This is a genomic window from Kribbella sp. NPDC051936, assembly GCF_040680955.1.
Lineage (GTDB): Bacteria > Actinomycetota > Actinomycetes > Propionibacteriales > Kribbellaceae > Kribbella.
The window spans coordinates 522,734-544,095 of sequence record NZ_JBFAXS010000007.1 but is presented as its reverse complement, the minus strand read 5'-3'; the positions used below and the strand labels follow the sequence as shown (position 1 = coordinate 544,095).

The 21,362-nt window shown below is 69.6% G+C and carries 17 protein-coding genes; 10 read left to right on the top strand and 7 right to left on the bottom strand.

The genetic code is table 11. The features are described 5' to 3' along the window. The first annotated feature begins 70 nt into the window (after positions 1-70). Both AB0L64_RS26945 and AB0L64_RS26940 read left to right on the top strand, forming a co-directional pair. Entirely contained in the window at positions 71-265 is a 195-nt protein-coding gene (locus tag AB0L64_RS26945) for a hypothetical protein (protein WP_359937514.1), read from the top strand. A gap of 323 nt (positions 266-588) precedes the next feature. After that, entirely contained in the window at positions 589-3,177 is a 2,589-nt protein-coding gene (locus AB0L64_RS26940; RefSeq protein WP_363714360.1) for a helix-turn-helix domain-containing protein, read from the top strand. Between the two features lie 629 nt (positions 3,178-3,806). Here the strand turns inward: AB0L64_RS26940 and AB0L64_RS26935 are convergent. After that, positions 3,807-4,325 carry a pyridoxamine 5'-phosphate oxidase family protein gene (locus AB0L64_RS26935; protein ID WP_363714358.1) on the bottom strand — a complete coding sequence of 173 codons (519 nt, stop codon included), beginning with the start codon at positions 4,323-4,325 and terminating at the stop codon, positions 3,807-3,809. 53 nt (positions 4,326-4,378) lie between these two features. Here AB0L64_RS26935 and AB0L64_RS26930 point away from each other — a divergent pair, with 53 nt between their 5' ends. The 3 genes from AB0L64_RS26930 to AB0L64_RS26920 all read left to right on the top strand — a co-directional run bounded on the left by AB0L64_RS26930 (position 4,379) and on the right by AB0L64_RS26920 (position 9,111). Then, on the top strand, positions 4,379-5,221 hold the full coding sequence (locus AB0L64_RS26930; RefSeq protein WP_363714356.1) for a DegV family protein: 843 nt from the start codon (positions 4,379-4,381) through the stop codon (positions 5,219-5,221). Between the two features lie 337 nt (positions 5,222-5,558). Next, positions 5,559-6,650: a ComEA family DNA-binding protein gene (locus AB0L64_RS26925; RefSeq protein ID WP_363714355.1), complete on the top strand. Its 1,092-nt coding sequence runs from the start codon at positions 5,559-5,561 to the stop codon at positions 6,648-6,650. Between the two features lie 280 nt (positions 6,651-6,930). Continuing rightward, positions 6,931-9,111 carry a ComEC/Rec2 family competence protein gene (locus tag AB0L64_RS26920; RefSeq protein WP_363714353.1) on the top strand — a complete coding sequence of 727 codons (2,181 nt, stop codon included), beginning with the start codon at positions 6,931-6,933 and terminating at the stop codon, positions 9,109-9,111. 112 nt (positions 9,112-9,223) lie between these two features. Here the strand turns inward: AB0L64_RS26920 and AB0L64_RS26915 are convergent, their stop codons facing one another. Beyond that, on the bottom strand, positions 9,224-9,853 hold the full coding sequence (locus tag AB0L64_RS26915; RefSeq protein WP_363714351.1) for an isochorismatase family protein: 630 nt from the start codon (positions 9,851-9,853) through the stop codon (positions 9,224-9,226). Positions 9,854-9,923: 70 nt separating this feature from the next. Between AB0L64_RS26915 and holA the strand changes: the two genes are divergently transcribed. Continuing rightward, entirely contained in the window at positions 9,924-10,919 is a 996-nt protein-coding gene (holA, locus tag AB0L64_RS26910) for a DNA polymerase III subunit delta (protein ID WP_363714349.1), read from the top strand. Positions 10,920-10,961: 42 nt separating this feature from the next. On the opposite strand, the gene AB0L64_RS26905 is transcribed toward holA, so the two are convergent. Then, a complete protein-coding gene (locus AB0L64_RS26905; protein ID WP_363714347.1) occupies positions 10,962-11,939 on the bottom strand; it encodes an NAD-dependent epimerase/dehydratase family protein in 978 nt (325 codons plus the stop codon). A 118-nt stretch (positions 11,940-12,057) separates the two neighbouring features. Then, entirely contained in the window at positions 12,058-12,318 is a 261-nt protein-coding gene (gene rpsT, locus AB0L64_RS26900; protein WP_141859325.1) for a 30S ribosomal protein S20, read from the bottom strand. Between the two features lie 171 nt (positions 12,319-12,489). Between rpsT and AB0L64_RS26895 the strand changes: the two genes are divergently transcribed. Together AB0L64_RS26895 and AB0L64_RS26890 are read left to right on the top strand one after the other, a co-directional pair. Next, a complete protein-coding gene (locus tag AB0L64_RS26895; protein WP_363714345.1) occupies positions 12,490-12,651 on the top strand; it encodes a hypothetical protein in 162 nt (53 codons plus the stop codon). A gap of 82 nt (positions 12,652-12,733) precedes the next feature. Then, the gene (locus AB0L64_RS26890; protein ID WP_363714343.1) at positions 12,734-15,727 is read left to right on the top strand and encodes a S8 family serine peptidase; all 2,994 of its coding nucleotides are present in this window, start codon (positions 12,734-12,736) and stop codon (positions 15,725-15,727) included. A 44-nt stretch (positions 15,728-15,771) separates the two neighbouring features. Here the strand turns inward: AB0L64_RS26890 and AB0L64_RS26885 are convergent, their stop codons facing one another. Genes AB0L64_RS26885 through AB0L64_RS26875 form a run of 3 tightly spaced genes read right to left on the bottom strand, consistent with a single transcriptional unit; the run spans position 15,772 to position 18,398 of the window. Further along, a complete protein-coding gene (locus AB0L64_RS26885) occupies positions 15,772-16,953 on the bottom strand; it encodes a hypothetical protein (RefSeq protein WP_363714341.1) in 1,182 nt (393 codons plus the stop codon). Then, positions 16,950-17,456, bottom strand: coding sequence for a SigE family RNA polymerase sigma factor (locus AB0L64_RS26880; RefSeq protein ID WP_363714339.1), 507 nt, complete (start codon positions 17,454-17,456; stop codon positions 16,950-16,952). The genes AB0L64_RS26885 and AB0L64_RS26880 overlap by 4 nt, the downstream gene beginning before the upstream one ends. A gap of 36 nt (positions 17,457-17,492) precedes the next feature. After that, the gene (locus tag AB0L64_RS26875) at positions 17,493-18,398 is read right to left on the bottom strand and encodes a hypothetical protein (protein ID WP_363714337.1); all 906 of its coding nucleotides are present in this window, start codon (positions 18,396-18,398) and stop codon (positions 17,493-17,495) included. Positions 18,399-18,507: 109 nt separating this feature from the next. Between AB0L64_RS26875 and lepA the strand changes: the two genes are divergently transcribed. Beyond that, positions 18,508-20,397 carry a translation elongation factor 4 gene (lepA, locus tag AB0L64_RS26870; RefSeq protein ID WP_363714335.1) on the top strand — a complete coding sequence of 630 codons (1,890 nt, stop codon included), beginning with the start codon at positions 18,508-18,510 and terminating at the stop codon, positions 20,395-20,397. After that, a complete protein-coding gene (locus tag AB0L64_RS26865) occupies positions 20,398-21,306 on the top strand; it encodes an aminoglycoside phosphotransferase family protein (RefSeq protein WP_363714333.1) in 909 nt (302 codons plus the stop codon). The last annotated feature ends 56 nt before the right edge of the window (positions 21,307-21,362 follow it).

Below are 21,362 nucleotides of genomic sequence, written 5' to 3'. Positions count from 1 at the left end.
TTTTCGTGACTTATCGTGATGTTGCCGATCGCGTTACGTTTGCGAAACACGACTCCGCTTGAATTACCGCATGGCTGCCCTTGACACGCTGCGCGACGTCACCGTCGAGCTCCTGGTTCGCGCCACCCGCGGCATTTCCGATGGCAGCCTGCTGAATGCGGACTCCGGTCGCGCCGATACCCGCGCCCGCCTCGACGACTGGTCCGGCGTACTTTCTCTGTACGCCGCCGACAGCGAATCCCCAGCAGTTCGCGCGACTGCTTGAAACGTGCATTTCTGAGTCCACAGGTATTTCCCGTCCGTTGCTCCGGGCAACGAATTGTGTGACCCAGGCCGCATCCCGCACGCCGATCGGAACCCGCACCGGCCCTTCCGTCACGCTATGTTGTGCGGAGGGTGTCTGAGGATCCTGCGCCTACTGCGCGGCACTCGGCGGGCACCTCGACGCACCGGAGGGAAGGGCACGATGCACCACATCGAACCCTCCCCTCCGGCACGCCGAGGCGCTCCGCCGAGCACCTGCTCGCGACGGCGCAGGATCCTCAGACACCCTCCAGGAACGTGAGGCCTCCAGAGGGGTGACGGGCTGTGTCGGACACGGAAAGCCGGGCGGACGGGCGGCGGGGTTTCGCCGATCTGTTGCTCGACTTGAGGGTCCAGGCCGGACTTTCCCAGGAGGAGCTGGCCGATCGGGCCGGGCTGAGCGTCCGGTCGATCCGTGAGATGGAGGCCGGCCGCGTCGCGCGGCCGCGCAAGGACTCCGTCCGGCTGCTCGCCACCGCGCTCGACCTGCAGCCCGACGATACCGAGCACTTCCTCGCCGCCGCGGGCCACGGCTCGGCGCGCCCCGTCGTCCGGCCGACCGTCGCCGCTGCTCAGGTCGTCTCGGTCGCGGACGCCGCGCCGACCGGTCTGCGCTGGCGCGGCACCCGGCCGATCCCGGACGGGCTCGTCGGCCGCGAGCAGGAGCTGTTCGAGCTCGAGGAACTGCTGCGGCAGAACCGGCTCGTCACCCTCGTCGGTCCCGGCGGGGTCGGGAAGACCGAGCTGGCGCTCGCCGCCGCGGACCGGTTCTCGGGCGCCGACACGACCGTCGTGGTCGTCGACCTCACCACGGTCCAGCGCGACGCCGCCGTACCGTCGGCGATCCTGGACGCCTTCGGCACAGCTCCCGGTACGTCGGACCTCGACGACGTCCTGTCCGGCCGCCGGCCCGGCGACCTGGTGATCGTCGAGGACAACGCCGAGCACGTCCTGGACGGTGTCGCGACGGTTGCCAACCGGATGGTGCGCAGCTTCCCGGGCATCGGCGTGCTGGTCACGTCCCGGATCCCGCTCGGCCTGCCGGACGAGGTGGTGCGCCGCGTGCAGGTCCTCGGCGTACCGGCGAACGACCTGAGCTTCGACGAGGTCTCGGCGTCGCCGGCTGTCGAGATGTTCTGCCGTCGCGTGGCCCGCGTGCGCCCGGACTTCAAGCTGACGCCTGCGAATGCTCCGACCGTGGCGCGGCTGTGCCGACGGCTTGACGGGCTGCCGCTCGCGCTGGAGCTAGCTGCCGCGCGGGCCGGCTCGCTGTCGGTAGAGACAATCCTTGCCGCGCTGGATGACCGGTTCCGGTTGCTGTCCGGGCCGCGCCGGTTCGGTGCGCCGCATCAGCGGACGCTGGCGGACACGATCGCGTGGAGCGTCGACGCGCTGTCGGACCCGGCGCGGCAGCTGCTCTACCGGGCCTCGGTGCTCGGCTCGCCGTTCACGCTCGAGGCCGTGGCGGGCGTTTGTACCGGCGAACCGATCGACGAGCTCGACGTACCCATGCTGCTGGCCGAGCTGGTGGAGAAGTCGCTGCTGCAGCCGGTGCACGAGTTCGAGCAGCTGTACGGCGCGCGGTACAAGCTGCTGGAGACGATCCGGGAGCACGCGTACGCCGGGCTGTCGTCGCAGGACGATCTCACCGAGTTCCGTGACCGTGCCGTCGAGTGGTGCGCGACGTACGTGTCGGGGCTGGAAGGCGCGTGGTCGTCGCCGGATCGCGACCGGCGGTACCGGGCGGCGCATGCGAACTCGGCGCTGTTCGAGGTGGCGCTGGCGCGGGCTGGTGAGCTGGGGGAGTGGGACGCCGCGGCGCGGATCGTGCTCGGGTTCCGGATCGCCTGGCAGTACCAGGCGAGTGTGGCCGAGAGCGGGATCCGGTGGGCGACGCTGTGCGCCGAGAACGTTTCCGACAAGGAGACCAGCGGCAGGCTGCTCGCCATCGCGGGCCGGCTGTCCAGCTTGACCGGCGACATCCGTGGCGCGCGCCGGCACTACGGGGAAGCGCGCACGCGGATCGCTGGTGAGACCGAGATGGGCCTGGTCGCGCGGGGCGGCTGGGTGTCGTCCGGCTCGCATCTGCTCGACACACAGAGTCTGGCCGAGATACCGGCGCTGGTGGACGACGCCCGGAAGCATGGCGACGTACAGCGTTCAGCGACGGTGCAGGCGACCTGTGGGCTGGCCCTGCTCCGGTGGGGCCGTCTGGTCGAGGCCAAGGAGCTGCTGCTCGCTTGGGAGGCCGCCCTGGTCAATCCGGGTGTCTACCCGGACGAGATCGCGTACATGGCGCTCAGCCGCGTCGACCTGGAGCTGGGGAACCTGTCCGGCGCACGGCACTGGGCCGAGCTCGCCCGCGACAGCCAGGCGTCGGACGATCCTGAGCGCACCAAGGTCGCCGGCTGCCTGGCGATGGTCGAGTACCACGAGGGCCGGTACGACGAGGCGCGGACGCTCCTCGACCAGGCCGACGCGGACATCCGCGGGCACCGTGGGTACTTCGACTATCTGGTGATGCTCTACCGGTCCCGGCTCGCGCGTGACGCCGGCGAGGTCGAGCAGGCGCGGGTGGCCGTCCTCGACGCGCTGAACCGGCTGCTGCTCGAAGGGCGGGTCGTTTACCTGCTCGAGGTGCTTCCGGAGGCTGTGGCGGTCCTGCACGCGCTCGGTCGCTCCGAGGCCGGGGACGCGGTGTGCGGTCAGCTGCTGGCCTGGCAGCAGACCATGGACCCGCCGATGCTGCCGACCGCGTGGGCCGTGCTGCAGGAGTCCTGCGCGAGCGCGTCGGTCGCGGAGGGGTGGCCCGAGCCGGACCCGGCGGCCGCCGTACAGCGGCTGGCGAACGACGTGCTCGCCGCGCTTTCCTGACGCGGATCTGCCGAAGCTGCCGGGTAACTGCCGGTTGTTCTGCCTCGTCCTGACATGGCCGCCCGGCAAAGAATTACAGCCGTAGGGCAGGTTCCACGAAGCAGAGACCGACACCGGCGACCGGCAGCGAAAGAGGTGGTGAACCCATGAAGAGGCCATGGCGAACCACCGGCCTCCGGCACCCGGCGAAGGCGACGCGGAGGGCCTCCGGCGGCTGGTTGGTGGGGGCGCCGACCGGCGACCGAGAGCTCCGGAGTGCTGCGGACTGCGGATCTGTTCTGCCTGTACCGGGCGCGGTGCACCGTCAGGGCACTGCTTCCGGGGCGGGGTCCCAGCTCAGGGTCAGGCACACGACACAGGGGACGAGTGTCGCGACCCGGCTGGCGCGGAGCAACCGGCGGGTTTGGTCACCCGCCGGCCGTCCGGCCGCTGGGGCCTCCCGGGACCTCGGTGAGCTCGCGGTCAAACCGGTTCTGAGGGAGCCGGACACGGGGAGTAGCTTGCCGAGGCTCCGCCAACTTCAGCTGACAGCCAGGGGGAGTCAGCGGGAGCCGGGCTGTTGACGCACAGGGGACGTCAGTAGCCCGGCACAACCAAGAGCGAGGTGAAGGCCCCGGGAGGGGTGGCCTTCACCTCGCTGGTGTGTCCAGAACAGCCGCCTTGTCGGACGCGTAACCCACCATCCAGGTGGGCTGGAGCCGGCAGTACACGATGTCGTCCCCCCAGCTCGACGGCGAGCTGCCGTAGTGGCTCGTGAGGTGCTGCTCGATCTCCGCGAAGTCCGGATGATCCGCCGTCAGGAACTCGACGTTCCCGTGGCTGAACACCCCGATCCGCTCACCGTCGACGTAAGAGATGCTCGCCGCCGGCCGCTGCCTCAGCTGCCGCGCCTTGGCCGCCGATCCCGAGGTCGTGAACACCCACCGCGCGTGCAGGAAGTGCCCGTCCACCGCGCTGATCCGCGGCTCGCCGCGCGCGGTCACGGTGGCCAGATTGAGCGTGCACATCCCGGTCAGAACCCGCACCAGCTCGCCGGCGTCCAGCCGCCGCGGATCCGTGATGATGGCGCGCAGATGCTCGGTCGACCGCGCGTACGCCGCGTCCAGCAACTCCTGCAACTCGGTGATTTCCCTGTCTGTCTCCTTCATCTTGTGGAGTCTGGCACTGCGCTCGGACATAAACCGTCCGGTAACCTCGCTGCATGGCAGCCCGCGTGCAGGTCGTCACCGACTCCACGGCCGGTCTGTCCACGCACGAGCTGCTCCGGCACCCGCTCACCGTCGTACCGCTGCAGGTCGTGATCGGCGGCACGTCGTACGACGACGGCGCCACTTCGGCGGACGCGGTCGCGGAGGCGCTCAAGACGTTCACCCCGGTCTCGACCAGCCGACCGGCGCCGCAGACGTTCACCGACACGTACGCCGAGTGCGCCAAGGACGGCGCCGAGGCGGTGGTGTCGATCCACCTGTCCGGCGACATGTCCGGCACGTTCGAGGCGGCGATGATCGGCGCCAAGGAGTCCCCGATCCCGGTGCGCGTGGTCGACTCCCGCTCTCTCGGGATGGGCCTCGGCTTCCCGGTTCTCGCCGCGGCCGCCGCGGCCGCCGCCGGTGAGGACGCAGCCGCCGTCGAGGCCGCCGCGCGGAGCCGGATGAAGTCGATCTCGTCGTACTTCTACGTCGACACCCTCGAGTACCTCCGCCGGGGCGGCCGCATCGGCGCCGCCCAGGCCCTCCTGGGTACGGCGCTCGCGGTCAAACCCCTGCTCACGATCAGCGGCGGCCGCATCGTCCCCCTCGAGAAGGTCCGCACCTCCAGCCGAGCCATCGCCCGCCTCGCCGACATCGCCGTCCAACGCGCCGGCGACCTCCCCGTCCAGTTGGCCGTCCACCACCTGGCCAACCTCGAAAAAGCCCAAACCCTCGCCGACGACCTCGCCAACCGCCTCCCCCAAGCCGAGGAAATAGTCCTCCGCGAAGTAGGCGCCGTCATCGGCGCCCACGTAGGCCCCGGCCTCCTGGCGGTTGTAGTAAGCCCCCATTAACCACCCCAATTCACCTCCCGCGCCACGCCCTGCGCCACGGCCGAACCCGCGCACCACGTCCCGCACCACAGCCGTACCGTCGACCCCGGCGTCCCACCCGACCGCCTATCTGACTCCCCGCCATCCGGCCGCCGCTCCCACGCTGGCCACCTGGCGTTCCGCGCCACCCGCCGTCCCTCCACCCGGCTGTACGCCTGTCACCCGGCCGCGCACCGCCCCGCCCGCCGACGATCAGGCGGCAAGCACTTGGTATGACCGTCGGCGCCGAACTGACGACTTCTCCACAGCCTCGAAGTCACAGGTTCCCAAAGGCCCCGAACTCGTACTTTCTCCAGGCGTGAAGGCCTTCCGCCGCATCCCATCCCCCACCCCGGACGCCCGAGCCCGCGCCTTGGCCCGCCTCGCCGCCCGCCCGCACCCGCGCGCCCACCTTCACACCCAGCCCCCCACCCACCCGGAGGAGCGTGACGAGGTGCGAGGCGGATGGACCCCCACTCAACAAATCCCACACACTCCCCGCCCCGACCACCTCGGCGCCGACGACCCGCGTACCGCCTACCGCCGCGCCGACCACACAGATCCCGAGGATGTCCGCGCCGACTACCCAAGCGCCGACGACCCGCCTGCTGCCTACCGCCGCGCCGAGCACCCCGGTCTCAAGGACGCCCGTACCTACGACCCTCGTGCGGACCAGGCTCGCACCGACCAGGCGGACGACGACCCGGTCGGCCAGCCCCGGCTCGACCGGCTGCGTGATGCCCGGTGGACTCTCACCCCACGCCACGTCGCCGTCCTAGCGGTCGTACTACTCCTCGGGCTGACCTGGGTCGCCTGGACCTTTCTCCGAGCCCGCCCCGAACCCGTCCCCGACACCCGCCCGACCACCGCCACGGCAGGCAGCCCCGTAGCCCAACCCAACCCCACCCAGCAGCAACCCACCCCAACCCAACCGGGCGCATCCCAGTCCCCGCAGACTCCCGGCGCCATGCCCACCCAGCCGCCCGTCGTAGTCCACGTCGCCGGAAAAGTACGCCGCCCCGGCCTGATCAAAGCCCCACCCGGCTCCCGAGTAGCCGATGTACTGACCCTCGCCGGCGGCCCACTCCGCGGCGTAGACCTGACCTCCCTCAACCTCGCCCGCCAGGTAACCGACGGCGAACAGATCATCGTCGGCCAACCCGCGCCCACCAACCCACCACCGTCACCCACCCCACCCGACCCGACCACCGCCCCCAACAACGCCGTAAACCTCAACACCGCCACCCTCGCCGAGCTGGACGCCCTCCCAGGCGTAGGCCCAGTCCTGGCCCAGAGAATCCTCGACTACCGCACCCAGAACGGCCCCTTCACCACCGTCGACCAACTCCAGGAGGTCCCCGGCGTAGGCCCCAAGAAGTTCGACTCCCTGAGACCCCATGTCCGCACCTGACCCCACCCCAACTCCCGACCAGCCACCCAAAGACACTCCCGAGCAACAACGCCCAGACGCGCGCCTACTCATCCCAGCGACCGCCGGTTGGCTGACAGCCGCACTCCTGCTCGGCCGCCCCCCGCTCGTCGGCGCACTCGTAACCGCCCTCGCACTGCTCGCAGCCGTAACCCTCGCCCTACTGATCCGCCGCCCCACCCGCACGGCGCTCAGCCGCCGCTTGGCGCCCCACGCCCCAACAAGCTGGACAACCATCGGCTCGCTAACCGTCGCCAGCGGCATGGCCCTCGCCGCCACCCTCCACACCGCAACCCTCCACGAAGGCCCGGTACGCAACCTGGCAGCCAACAACAAAACCGTCACAGTCCGACTCAAGATCACCAGCGATCCATCCCTCAGACAATCCACCACCAGACGCCCGCCGTACGTCGTTGTCAGAGCAACCATCGAGCAGATCCACAGCCGCCCCGGACCGAACCCAACCGGCACCACAAGCACCCGAGTACGTACGCCGGTGCTCGTCATCGGCACCGCGAAGTGGCAACACGTCAGGTACGGCCAGCACATCGACGCAACCGGCAGACTCGAGCCGGCCGAAGGCGGCGCCGAGGTGGCCGCGATGCTCTCGACCCGCTCACCACCGCGGACTGTGGACGACCCGCCGTGGTGGCTCCGTGCCGCCGAGCGTGTCCGAGCCGGACTGCGCGACGCGGTGTCGGACGAGCCCGAGGACGTACGCGGACTCGTGCCCGCCCTCGTCATGGGAGACGTCTCCGGAGTGTCAGCCGACCTGGACGCCGACTTCCGAACCACCGGCCTGACCCACCTCTCGGCAGTTTCAGGTACGAACCTGACCCTCCTCCTCGCGTTCGTCCTCCCGCTCGCTCGACTGATCGGCGTACGCGCCCGCGGCCTCACAGTCGTCGGCCTGCTGACAGTGGTCGTGTTCGTCGTCCTCGCCAGACCCCAGCCGAGCGTGCTCCGCGCAGCCGCGATGGGCCTGATCGCGCTGGCGGCGATGACAGGCGGGCCAGGCCAACGCCGCGCCATACGCAGCCTGTCCGTGGCAGTGATCGCCCTACTGCTCCTGGACACGTCACTCGCGCGCTCGCCAGGGTTCGCCCTGTCCGTGCTCGCAACGGCAGGCATCATCCTGCTCGGACCGGGCTGGCGGAAGGCGCTGTCGAGATGGCTACCCGGTTGGCTGGCCGACGCAATCGCCTGCCCACTAGCCGCGCAGCTCGCCTGTACGCCGATCGTCGCCTGGCTGTCGGGAGAGGTGTCCCTGGTCGCAGTCGCAGCCAATCTATTGGCTGGGCCAACGGTAGGCCCGGCCACGATCCTCGGCTTCATCGCGGCCGGCGTCGCCCTCGTGAGCAATGAGCTGGCACAGGTCGTCGGTTGGGCCGCGGGCTGGCCGGCACGCTGGATCATCCTCGTCGCGCGCGAGGGCGCGGACCTGCCAGGCGCCGCGAACGCCTGGCCCGCGACAGTGGCCGGCATCGCCGTACTGACGCTGCTCTGCCTCGCTCTCGTCCTCGGCCTGCATCGCATCCTCGCCCGCCCGATCGCGATGATCCTGGCGGTGGTGATGCTGGCAGTCGTCGTACTGCGTCCCGTCGGATCCCTCGGCTGGCCGCCCGACGACTGGCTGTTCGTCGCGTGCGATGTCGGACAGGGCGACGGCCTGGTGTTGCGAGCCGGCGACCATACGGCGGTTGTCGTCGACACCGGTCCCGACCCGGCGGCGATGGACAGGTGTTTGAAGGACCTGAACGTCCAGCACATCCCCGTTGTCGTGCTGAGCCACTTCCACGCCGACCACGTAGGCGGCTTGGCCGGTGTCCTCAGCGGTCGGCAGGTCGACGAGATCGAGGTGACGCCGTACTTCTCGCCGCGCGCTGAGTACGACCGCGTGATCGCACTTGCTGCGCGGCACGGCGTCGCCGTGCGTACGGTCACGTTCCACGAGCGACGGGTCGCGGGCCAGGTGAGCTGGACGACGCTCTGGCCGGCGAGAGTGCCGTCCCTGCCCGCCGCAGGCACATCGTCGGCGACGCCCACGGACGAAGGATCGCCGGAGAACAACGCCAGCATCGCCATGATGGCCGAAGTCGGCGGCCTCCGGATCCTCCTGACCGGCGACCTGGAGCCCGAATCACAGCGCGCAGTTCTAGCTACCGGCGCCGATCTGAAAGCAGACGTCCTCAAGGTCCCGCACCACGGCTCAGCCCAACAAGACGCCAACTTCATAGCGGCCGCCAACGCACGCCTGGCCATCATCTCCGCCGGCCGCAACAACGACTACGGCCACCCAGCCCCCAGAACCCTGGACCTCCTGTCCCACACCACAACCCAAACAGCAACCACCAACCTCAGCGGCCCTCTCACAATCACCAACACCAACAACCACCTGGCCCTCACCACCCACCCACCCCCCAACAAGGACCTCACTAGGTGACGATCAGGGGCCGCCACGGGTCTTGGCTCGGGAGGTTGTCGGCTCGGTGGTGGGCGGTCGGTGGTGCGGGTGAGGGGCTGCCTGTGGGGTCGGCCCTTGGCCGTACGGCGCGTCAGAAGGTGACGGATGACGCGGGGGAGGTGTTGTCGGGTTGGTTGCCGAGGGACCAGGCGGCGACTCGGGAGACGATGTGGGCGGGGATCTTGTCGGCTACGCCGGGGACGGCGGGGGCGTCGTACGTGGCGTGGGCGTCGTGCGGGAGGACGACTCGGTAGCCGCGGGCCAGGGCGGTCTTGGCTGTGGCGTGTACGCACATCTCGGACATCACGCCGCAGATCGCGAGCGACCGTACGCCGGCCGACACCAGGATCTCCCCGAGCGGCGTCGCGTCGAAGCCGTCGTCCCGAGGTTTGCGTAGGACGTGCTCGCGAGCTCCCGGCTGCACTGGCAAGAACAACTCCCAGCCCGGTGTTCCCGGCTCGTCGTCGGCGCCGGGCGGACCGTCGTTCTGCAGATGTACGACGACGGCACCGGCCGCCCGGGCGCGATCCAGCAGGCCACGCACCCGATCCAACAGCCCCGCCGCGCCGGGCACCGCATCGGGTCCGGAGACGAACGCAGTCTGCAGGTCAACCACCACCAAGGCGTCAACAGTCAACGCCGGCTCACCGCCCGAGCCCAACGCACCACCCGAGCTCACATCAGTCGTGGTGCCGGGTGGGGTCGAGGGTGAGGTCGTCATAGGAGGCATCCTTGCCGGTTTGGTGCGGGGGCGCACCGGGATTGTCGGGGTGGCGTGGGATGCTGACCGGGTGGCTGCTCGTAAAGGTTCTGCGCCGAAGCTGGGTGATGTGCTGCTGGTGACCGGGGCCGAGTCGTTCCTGGCGGATCGGGCCGTGCGGTCGGCGATCGCGGCGGTGTCGAAGAACGCGGCGTCGGGCGACGGTGCGGTCGAGGTGACGGATCTCGAGGCGTCGACGCTGGACGTCGGGGTGTTCGCGGAGCTGACCGGGCCGTCGTTGTTCGCGAGCGAGCGGGTGCTGGTGCTGCGCGGGCTGGAGAACCTGCCTGCGGAGATGGCGCCGCACCTGATCGAGTACGCCGGGTCGCCGGCCGACGACGTACTCGTGGTGCTGGTGCACTCCGGCGGGCAGAAAGGCAAGGGCCTCCTCGACAAGTTGCGGAAGGCATCGGTCAACGAGGTCGTCGCGACGGCGCCGAAGACGTGGGAGCTTCCGCAGTTCGTGGCGGGGGAGATCCGGCTGCTCGGCGGGTCCGTGGACGAGGGCGCGGCGTCGGCGCTGGTGGATGCGGTCGGGCATGACCTGCGGGCGCTGGCCGGGGCGTGTTCGCAGCTGGTGTCGGATTCGGGCGGCCAGGCGGTGACAGCCGAGCTGATCGGACAGTACTTCGGTGGGCGCGCGGAGGTCACGAGCTTCGCGGTCGCCGACGCGGCGATCGCCGGGCGGACCGAGCCGGCGCTGGAGCAGCTCCGGTGGGCGCTGGACTGCGGTGTCGCGCCGGTGCTCCTCACCAGTGCGATGGCGGGCGGGTTGCGCGGGCTGGCGAAGTACGCGAGTGCGCCGAGTGGCATGCGTGAGGCGGATCTGGCGCGTGAGGTCGGCGTACCGCCGTGGAAGCTGAAGCAGCTCAGGCAACAGTCCCGAGGTTGGACCCCTGGTGGTCTCGCGACCGCGATCAAGGCGGTCGCCCAAGCCGACGCCGACGTCAAAGGCGCCTCAGGCGACGCCGGCTACGCCCTCGAACGCATGGTCCTCACCATCACCCGAGCCCACGGCCGCCGCTGAACCACCTCTCCCCAAGCGCCCCCGAACCAGCGCCCGCCGAGGTCAGACGGACAGAGGGTTGGCGAGGGGGAGTTGGGTGTGGGTGGCGAGCCAGTGGATGGATTCGTGGATGGCGGCTTCCGGCTCGTAGCGGGGAGCGTAGGCCAACTGGGTCTTGGCTTTCTCGATGGTGAAGCACTGGCTGCGGTGGAGGTGGCCCCAGCTGGAGTCGGCGTGGTCGGGCGTGGTGTAGCGGCGGAACTCGTCCCAGGTGACGGATTCGAGGGTGGCCGTCCGGCCGAACCAGCCGGCGGCGATCTCGGCGTAGCCGCGGACCGTCAGCGCGGTCGGGGCGACGATGTTGTAGTCCTCGCCGGCGGCCGTGTCGCGGTGGTCGATGGCTTGCTGGAACGCGTGGGCCACGTCGTCGGCGTGGACGTGGTGCATGAGTTCGGCGCCGCTGCCGGGGACCCGCAGGGGCTCGCCGGCTGACAGCGTGTGCCAGACGGAGGGGTCGAGGTTGCCGAGCGGCCCGGTCGGGTGCCAGCCCGGGCCGACGATGTGGCCGGGGTGCAGCGAGGTGGTGACGAGCCCACCGGAGGTGGTCTCCTCCTTCAGCATCCGCGCGATCTGGTCCTTCGCGATGCCGTACTCGTCGAAGGGCGGCCCGGCGGAATCGCTGTCTTCGGCGATCGGGAGCTTGCGGCTCGGACCGTACCGCCAGATGGATCCGCAGTGCAGGAGATGCCCGGTCTCGCCGCGGAGCCGGCCGACCAGCGCGCTGGCCGATTCGAGCGTGAAGCAGATCAGGTCGACGACGACGTCGGCGCGCAACTCGGCGACCCGGTCGCCGAACGTGCCGTCGCGGTCCTCCTGCTGCCGGTCGGCGAGCACGGCACGGACCTGCTGCCATTCCGGAGCAGCGGTGTACGCCGTCCGCGCGCCGCGGCTGATGTTGACGACCTCGTGGCCGGCGCGGACGAGCCGCGGGACGAGGAAGGTGCCGATATGACCACTGCCACCGATGACGACGATTCTCATGGCACTCCGATCAACGACTCAGGCGATGCGGATCAGGAGGTGTGCGGACACGCAAAAACGATCGGCCGGTCCTGCGGACGGGCCGATCGTTCGGTGGGCCGCAGGAGCGGCCCCGGCGTCAGAGAGAAGCGGCCTTCTTGAAGATGGCCGACTTGCGGTTCGCCGCCTGGTTGGCGTGAATGACGCCCTTGCTGACGGCCTTGTCGAGCAGGCGACCGGCCTTGCGGGCGGTCTCGTTGGCCTTCTCGGCCTCGCCGGCCTCGACGGCCTCGTGGAAGCGGCGAACAGCCGTCTTGAGGGTCGACTTCACGGACTTGTTGCGAAGTCGCGCAGCCTCGTTCTGGCGGTTGCGCTTGATCTGGGACTTGATGTTCGCCACGGAGCAGAGCCTCGATCAGGTGTGTGCGGTCAATACAGGATGGTGTTGCGCGCACGGCTGTACACCACCCGTGGGCACGCGAAGAGCTAGATTACCAAGAAGCCCCGCCCGCAGCCAAACCGGCCTACTTCCGCCGAAGCAGCGGACCCCTCGCCCGTCCGACTACTGTCCGTGATCGACGGCAAGTTGATGCGCATCGACGGCTCGCCGTCGACTCGCGGCCGGCGGATTCTGCTGATCGCGGGCGCGGCCGTTCTCTTCCTGGTTCTTGTCGGATTCGACGCCCGCTGCCTGATCAGGGGTTTTCCCTTGTACCTGCGTCGGCATGCGTGACACCGGCGACACCCGACCGGCATACTCAGGGCCCCGCGAGCCCAGGGCTCCGCCATCGCTCCGTCCAGCCTGGAGGAACTTCGTGACCCGCAAACGACCGGCGATCGTCGTCGCCACCGCACTGATCGCCGCCTGTGCCGGCGTGCCGGTGCTGGTGAGCTCGGCGAACGCCAGCCAGCCGGCAGCGACGCCGGCCGACCCGGACGTCAAGCGCTCCGGTACCGGTTCGTACATCGTCCAGCTCGACGACTCCCCGGTCGCGGAGTACGACGGCGACATCGCCGGTCTCGCCGCGACCCGGGTCGTTCCAGGCGGCAAGCTGCTGAAGACGGCCGCGCCGGTCGTCGACTACGTCAAGCACCTCGCCTCCGAGCGCGACGTGGTGCTCAAGACCGTCCCGAACGTCAAGAAGCTCTACGACTACAGCTACACGTACGCCGGATTCTCCGCCGAGATGTCGTACGACGACGCGGTCAAGCTGGCCAAGTCGTCCGGCGTGAAGAGCGTGGAGCCGAGCGAGATCCAGCACGCGGACACCGTCGACACGCCGCGCTTCCTCGGCCTGTCCGGCAAGGGCGGCGCCTGGCAGCAGGCGGGCGGGATCGACAAGGCCGGCGACGGCGTCATCATCGGCATGATCGACTCCGGTTTCGTCCCGGAGCGGGCGAGCTTCGCGCCCATGCAGACCACAAAAGCATCCGACGCGATCGTCGCGAAGAAGTGGAAGGGCACCTGCCAGGCCGGTGAGGAGGCGCCCGTCACCTGCAACAACAAGGTGATCGGCGCCCGGTACTTCGACAAGGGCATCGGCACCCGCCCGATCCCGGAGGAGTTCAAGTCGCCGCGCGACTACGGCGGCCACGGCACCCACACCGCCAGCACCGCGGCCGGCAACTACGGCGTCGAGATGAGCGTCCTTGGTCGCGACTACGGCAAGGGCTCCGGTATGGCGCCGCACGCCCGCCTGGCGATCTACAAGGCGCTGTGGGCGGTCGACGCGACCGGCGGCGGCAGCGGTACGGACGCCGACATCGTGGCCGCGATCGATGCCGCGGTCTCCGACGGCGTCGACGTCATCAACTACTCGATCTCCGGCAGCGGGTCGACGTACGTGAACGCGACCGGACTCGCGTTCCTGCGGGCGGCCAAGGCGGGTGTGTTCGTGGCGACCAGTGCCGGGAACACCGGTCCGGGCGACGCGACCGTCGGCAAGACCTACCCCTGGGTCACGTCGGTTGCCAACGGCACCCATGACCGCGACATCCAGACCACCGTGACGCTCGGGGACGGCAAGTCCTACACCGGCGCGGGTATCGGTTCCGGTACGCCGTCGGTGCCGGTGGTGCTGGCCAAGGACGCCGGCCTCGCGGGCGCCGACCCGACCAACCTCACGCTCTGCCAGGCGGGCACGCTCGACCCGGCGAAGGTGACGGGCAAGATCGTGGTCTGCGACCGCGGCGTGAACGCCCGAGTCGACAAGAGCCTGCAGGTGAAGAACGCCGGCGGTGTCGGCATGATCCTGCTGAACATCACCCCGGGCACGCTGGACGCCGATCTGCACTCGGTGCCGACCGTCCACCTGGACGACAAGGCCGCGCCCGCGGTGAAGGCGTACGTCAGCGGCACCGCGAACCCGACCGCGACCATCGGTCCGGGTACGCCGGTCCGTGTGAACGCGCCGAAGGTCGCCGCCTCCTCCAGCCGCGGTCCGTCCCCGGCCGGCAACGGTGACCTGCTCAAGCCCGACATCATGGCGCCCGGCACGAACGTCCTGGCCGCGACGACCGCGTTCAGCGCGGCCGGTGGCGAGTACGCGTTCATGAGCGGTACGTCGATGTCGACGCCGCACATCGCCGGTATCGCGGCCGTGCTGAAGAGCAAGCACCCGACCTGGTCCCCGATGGCGATCAAGTCCGCGCTGATGACGACCGCCACCGACAAGGACGCCGGCGGCAAGCCGATCCAGAACGACTCCGGCTCGCAGGCGAACCCGTTCGGGTACGGCGCGGGGCAGGTGCAGCCGAAGCTCGGGATGGACCCGGGGCTGGTCTACGACTCGACGTACACCGACTGGACGAAGTTCGTCTGCGGTTCCGGGCAGGTGCCGAGCACGCACGAGCTGTGCGCGAACGGCAAGATCGACCTGAGCGACCTCAACTACCCGACGATTGCGATCGGCGACCTGGCCGGCAAGCAGACCGTGACCCGGACCGTGACGAACGTCGGCAGCGTCCCGGAGGTCTACTTCCCGAAGGTCGAAGGCCTGACCGGGCTCAAGGTGACCGTGACCCCGCGGATCCTCGTCACGCTCCCGGGCCGCACCACGACGTACAAGGTCACCATCGAGAACAACGGCGCGCCGCTCGAGCAGTACTCGTTCGGCCGGCTGATCTGGAAGTCGGCGAAGCACTCCGTGGCCAGCACGCTGGCGATCAAGCCGTTGACGGTCAAGGCACCGGTCCAGGTCAACGGCACCGGCACCGACGGCTCCGTGCAGGTCCCGGTCACGGCCGGGTACACCGGGACGCTCGCGACCACCGCGGTGGGTCTGACCCCGGCCACGGTCAACGAGGCGGCGTTGAAGAACCCGGGTGGTGTGTCGTTCCCGACGACCGCGCCGAAGGCCAACGACCATGTCGCCAAGTTCACGGTCAATGTCCCGGCGGGTACGACGTACGCCAGGTTCTCCACGTTCGACGCGGACTACCCGGCAGGCACTGACCTGGACGTGTTCGTCTACAAGGCTGGTACGACGACCCTGCTCGGCAGCAGCACCGGGGGCTCCGCCGAGGAGCAGGTGAGCATTCTGCAGCCCGCAGGCGGCCAGGTGGATGTGTACGTCGACCTGTACGCCGGGGCGAACGAGCAGCAGGTGAAGCTCGACCACTGGGAGCTGCAGAAGGCCGAGGGCAACCTGACGGCCACACCGGCCAGCCAGCCGGTCACGGTCGCCGGTCAGACGAACGTCACAGCCAGTTGGACCGGCCTGGCCGCCGGCACGAAGTACCTGGGCCAGCTCCGCTTCACCGACGGAGCCAACGGCTCCGGCTCAACCATCGTCCGCGTGGACAGCTGACACGCGCTAGGGGCGGTCCGGAAACGGGCCGCCCCTAGCCAGGTCTAGGGCTTGTTCAGCGTCGCCCCGGTCGTCTTCAGTACGACGACGCACTCGCCGCTCCGCACGTCACACCGGTAGATCTGCTGCGGCACAGGCAGTCGCTGATTGCCCGGCGGCCGCGTGACCAGCAGAACCTGACTCGCGTTCTCGAAGACCGGCTCCGGCCACGAGACCACCTCCGCGTCGGCAGGCATCCGGAGCTTCGTGCGCTTGCCCGACGCGATGTCGATGGCGAGCTTGACGTCGCTGCTCACGATGGTCGTCCCGTCAGGGGACATCACCGGGTACGACGCGGCGGCCGCGACATCGCAGTACTCGCGCCGCAGCTCGAACTTCCCGTCGCGCAGCACACCTGCCTTCAGGCAACGGTTGTTGCCGCGCCTGGTCGTCAGCCCGACGACGTCGGACGCAGCGGGTACCGCCAGGCCGCCGTCGTACCCGGGGAAGGTGATCCGGGCGACCTGATGAGACTTCGGGCGCCAGCCGTACAGCCCGTACTCGGTGCGTTTGGTGGGATCGCCCAGCTCGTCGACCCGGAACCAGATCCCGTTCCGGTTCCAGCCGAGCTGGGACGGCCGGGTCGGCAGTACCGGGCTGCGCGACACCTCGCGACCGGACTCGACGTCGACGACGACGATCTCGCCCTTGGGGTCGTCGAGGTAGTGGATGACCGCGATCTGGCGGCGGTCGGGCGACAGCGTGACCAGCTCGATCCGCTCCGGTCCGAGGGGGCGGAAGGTCCCGTCCGGCTTCAGGATGCCCGCCTGGGAACCGCCGCCCGCAGGCATGTTCATCCCTAGCCAGCCGTCGTCTACCCGGCCGAAGAAGCCGCCGACGCCCTTCGGCACACGGACCGTCCGGTCGCCGTCGTGCAGCGTGAAGTCCTTCAGCTCGGAGGTCAGCTTCGCGCGGTCACCGGCCAGCGTGTACGGCACCTCGGGCGCGGCGTGCGAGACCGGGCCGGGCGGCGGTCCGGCAGGCACCGGGATCGAGCGGTCCGGCCCCGTCCGGGTCAGGAAGGTCACAGTGAGGACGACGATCAGGGCGATTCCCGCGGCGGCGGTGAGGACCGGCCAGTGCCGGCGCTGTCGGGGTTCGTCCAGGCCGGGGCCCTGGGCATCGTCGGGGACGGTGGCGGCCTGGGTGTGCAGGTAGTCGCGCAGGCGCGTCTCGGTGTCGGTCATCGGAGTTCCTCGAGGCGTTCGGTCAGGACGGCGAGGCCGCGCGACGACGTGGCACGGGCGGACGACTCGCTGATCCCGAGAATCTGGGCGATCTCGGCGAACGCGAGATCCAGGTAGTACCGCAGAACGAGGACCTCACGCGTGCGGCGCGGCAGTCCTTGGAGCGCCTGCTGCACCTGGGAGCGCTCTTCGCTCAGTACGGCGGCGCTCTCGGCGGATGCGTTCGGCGCCTGGTGGGGCGGGATGTAGAGCCGCGCAACCTTGCGTCTTCGCAGTACTGACCGGCTTCGGTTCACCACCGCCGTCCGCAGGTACCCCAGGGCCGCATCGGGCCCGCGCAGGGGCCAGCGCCGGTACAGCTCGGCAAAAGCCTCCTGTACGACGTCCTCCGCCGCCTGCCGGTCGTCCACCATCAGCACCGCCAGCCGGACCAGTCCGACCCAGTGCTGCTGGTAAAGCTCCGACACGGCCGCCTGCGCAGGTGCCGAGCGTCCGATGCTCACCACGTGATTCGTCACACCCCTGAAGACGCGTGGCGATCAGAAACGCTGCATCCGTTCCCGCACCCAGTCGAGGTGGATGATCGCCTGCTCGCGCTGCCACGCCCTGATGGTCGGCAGACCGGGCGGTGCAGGCTGCGCCGCGCCCCACCACAGGCCACCGGCGATAGCCGCGATGAATCCGGTGATCGCCTCGTCGTCCGGCAGCGCCGGCACGTCCACCGAGCTCCGCATGTCCGCGTGCAGGATCACCGTGTCGGTCCAGCGTGGCGCCAGGGCCGGGTGCGCCCAGTCGATGAACACCACCCGGTCGTCGGTCAGGATGAGGTTGTCCGCGCGCAGGTCCCAGTGCGACAGCGCCTTGCCCTCGGCCAGCACTCGCATCGCGGACCGGGACAGCTCCGCGAACTCCTCCACCCGGCCATTCATCCACTCCGGTACGGCGAGACCGTCGGCCAGCACGTTCTCCCAGCGGCTCAGGAAGTCATGACTCCGTACGGCGGCCACCGGTGCGTCCGGCCACGGTGACGGGTCCAGGGCGTCGGTCAGCTCGTCCAGGGCGTCCAGCACCCGATCCGCGGCGGCCTGTTCCCACGGGTGGGCGGGCAGCCGGCCCTCGATGTCCTCGAAGAGCAGCCCGACCCAGTCGCCGTCGTCGTACACGTCGTACAGCAGGGGCGTCATCGGCAGCGGGCCGATGGCCTGCACGGCGGTGATCTCCAGGCGGAACAGCTCCGGCGTCTTCGGGTTCAGCGGCGTACCGACGGCCTTCAGGAAGGCTCTGCGGCCGGAGGCGGTGACCAGGCGGGCGGCGACGCCGGGGGAGAAGCCGCCCTGCTGCGTGACGGCCGTCACCACGACTGAGCCGAGCGAGCGCTCCACCCAGGACCGCACGGCGGCGGGCAGCTTCTCGAACGGCAACCGGACCCCAGCAGCATGCGCCATGCCTCACCACGCTAGCGGCCTGGTGCCACTGATTTTCGAATCCGCTGGACCCGCATGGGATGATTGACCGGATATTCAGGTACCACGAGACGAGAACTGGATCCCCTCCGTGCCAGCTGGCCCCACGAACGTGCCGCAGCCGGGTCGCACCGACCCGTCGCTGATCCGGAACTTCTGCATCATCGCCCACATCGACCACGGCAAGTCGACGCTGGCCGACCGGATGCTGCAGATCACCGGAGTGGTCGACGACCGCTCGATGCGGGCGCAGTACCTCGACCGGATGGACATCGAGCGTGAGCGCGGCATCACGATCAAGTCGCAGGCGGTCCGGCTGCCGTTCACGCCGAGCCCGGACTCCCCGGGCGGCCTGCTCGCCCCGGACGGCACGACGTACATCCTGAACATGATCGACACGCCGGGCCACGTCGACTTCACCTATGAGGTCTCCCGGTCGCTCGAGGCGTGCGAGGGCGCCGTCCTGCTGGTGGACGCCGCGCAGGGCATCGAGGCCCAGACCCTGGCGAACCTGTACCTCGCGCTGAACGCCGACCTGCACATCATCCCGGTGCTGAACAAGATCGACCTGCCGAGCGCGCAGCCGGAGAAGTACGCCGCCGAGCTGGCGAACATCATCGGCTGCGACCCGTCCGACGTGCTCAAGGTGTCGGCGAAGACCGGCGAGGGCGTCGAGGACCTGCTGAGCGAGATCGTCGCGCAGATCGACCCGCCGAAGGGCGTGAAGGACGCGCCGCCGCGTGCCCTGATCTTCGACTCCGTCTACGACACGTACCGCGGAGTGGTCACCTACGTCCGGGTGGTCGACGGCGAGCTGAACCACCGGGACCGGATCAAGATGATGTCGACCGGCGCGGTGCACGAGATGCTCGAGGTCGGCGTGATCTCGCCGGAGCCGCTCAAGACGCAGAGTATCGGCGTGGGCGAGGTCGGTTACCTGATCACCGGGGTGAAGGACGTCCGGCAGTCCCGCGTCGGTGACACCGTCACCTCGAACGTGAACGGCGCGACCCAGGCCCTCGGCGGCTACAAGCACCCGCAGCCGATGGTGTACGCCGGTCTGTACCCGATCGACGGCGACGACTACCCGACGCTGCGCGACGCGCTCGACAAGCTCCAGCTGAACGACGCCGCCCTGCAGTACGAGCCGGAGACGTCCGGCGCGCTCGGGTTCGGGTTCCGCTGCGGCTTCCTCGGGCTGCTGCACATGGAGATCGTCCGCGAGCGGCTCGAGCGCGAGTTCAACCTGGACCTGATCTCGACCGCGCCGAACGTGGTCTACCGGGTGGTGATGGAGGACGGGGCCGAGCACGTGGTCACGAACCCGAGCGAGTACCCCGACGGCAAGGTCGACGAGGTGTACGAGCCGGTCGTGAAGGCGACCATCCTGAGCCCGAGCGACTACATCGGCGCGATCATGGAGCTGTGCCAGCAGAAGCGCGGGCAGCTGCAGGGCATGGACTACCTGTCCGAGGACCGCGTCGAGCTGCGCTACACGCTGCCGCTGGCGGAAATCGTGTTCGACTTCTTCGACCAGCTGAAGTCGAAGACCAAGGGCTACGCGTCGCTCGACTACGAACCGACCGGCGAGCAGTCCGCGCAGCTGGTGAAGGTCGACATCCTGCTGCACGGCGAGACCGTGGACGCGTTCTCCGCGATCGTGCACCGCGACAGCGCCTACGGGTACGGCGTCGCGCTGGCCGGCAAGCTCAAGGAGCTGATCCCGCGGCAGCAGTTCGAGGTGCCGATCCAGGCCGCGATCGGATCCCGGGTGATCGCCCGCGAGACGATCCGGGCGATCCGCAAGGACGTTCTGGCCAAGTGCTACGGCGGTGACATCACCCGGAAGCGCAAGCTGCTCGAGAAGCAGAAGGAAGGCAAGAAGCGGATGAAGATGGTCGGCCGCGTCGAGGTCCCCCAGGAGGCCTTCATCGCCGCCCTCCGCACCTCCGACGCTCCCGAGAAGGCAGGCAAGAAGTAGGTGCCGGTCGAGATCCCGGCCGGTCTGCTGGTCGTCGCTTCTCGTGGGCAGGACTGGGCCGATTGGCTCGATCGGCTTCCGCGGCTGGTGCGGGAGCTGCTCGACGAGTGGCGGTTGCAGGTCGACGGTACGGCGGCGTACGGCAACTGCGCCCTCGTCGTACCAGTGCTCGCCGAAGGGCGTCGGGCCGTCCTCAAGGTGCAGTTCCCGCACTGGGAGGCCGAGACCGAGCACCTGGCGCTGCGCGACTGGGCGGGTAACGGCGCCGTCCAGCTGCTGCGCGCGGACCCGCGGCGGTTCGCGCTGCTGCTGGAGCGCCTGGAGTCCCGCGACCTGACGACGATCGACGCCCTGGACGCCTGCGAGATCGTTGGCCGCACCTACAAGCGCCTGCATGTCCCGGCGGGACCGCAGTACCGGACCTTGTCCGGGGAGTTGCGCCGTTGGGTCGAGGGATTCCGTCAGTTGCCCGCGTCGGCGCCGGTGCCGCACCGGTACGTCGAGCAGGCGATCTCGCTCGCGGAGGACTTCGTCGCCGACCCCGCGACCGACGGGCGGCTGATCCATACCGATCTGCACTACGAGAACATGCTCGCGGCGGATCGTGAACCATGGCTCGTCATCGACCCGAAGCCGCTGTCCGGCGACCCGCACTTCGAGGTCGCGCCGCTGATCTGGAACCGCTGGGACGAGGTTGCCGCCGCCCACGACCTGCGTTTCGCGGTACAGCAGCGGTTCTGGACCGCGGTCGACGCGGCCGGCTTCGACGAGGACCGCGCCCGCGCCTGGGTGATCGTCCGCCAGATGCTCAACGTGCTGTGGACCCTGCAGTCCACCTCGACCGACGAATCCCTGCCGCAGGACTGGCTGACCCGCAACATCGCCATCGTCAAGGCCGTCCAGGACTGATTCGCCCGCTTGGGGTGAGGTAGCAGACATTCGGTTGTGGTTAGTAGTTACTACCT

What these genes read in the sequence shown, in the direction of transcription:
- AB0L64_RS26875 (WP_363714337.1), bottom strand. Translation starts at nt 18,398, where the DNA reads ATGGCGCATGCTGCTGGGGTCCGGTTGCCGTTCGAGAAGCTGCCCGCC.
- AB0L64_RS26935 (WP_363714358.1), bottom strand. Translation starts at nt 4,325, where the DNA reads ATGAAGGAGACAGACAGGGAAATCACCGAGTTGCAGGAGTTGCTGGAC.
- AB0L64_RS26885 (WP_363714341.1), bottom strand. Translation starts at nt 16,953, where the DNA reads ATGACCGACACCGAGACGCGCCTGCGCGACTACCTGCACACCCAGGCC.
- AB0L64_RS26945 (WP_359937514.1), top strand. Translation starts at nt 71, where the DNA reads ATGGCTGCCCTTGACACGCTGCGCGACGTCACCGTCGAGCTCCTGGTT.
- AB0L64_RS26930 (WP_363714356.1), top strand. Translation starts at nt 4,379, where the DNA reads ATGGCAGCCCGCGTGCAGGTCGTCACCGACTCCACGGCCGGTCTGTCC.
- AB0L64_RS26920 (WP_363714353.1), top strand. Translation starts at nt 6,931, where the DNA reads ATGGCCCTCGCCGCCACCCTCCACACCGCAACCCTCCACGAAGGCCCG.
- AB0L64_RS26915 (WP_363714351.1), bottom strand. Translation starts at nt 9,853, where the DNA reads ATGACGACCTCACCCTCGACCCCACCCGGCACCACGACTGATGTGAGC.
- AB0L64_RS26905 (WP_363714347.1), bottom strand. Translation starts at nt 11,939, where the DNA reads ATGAGAATCGTCGTCATCGGTGGCAGTGGTCATATCGGCACCTTCCTC.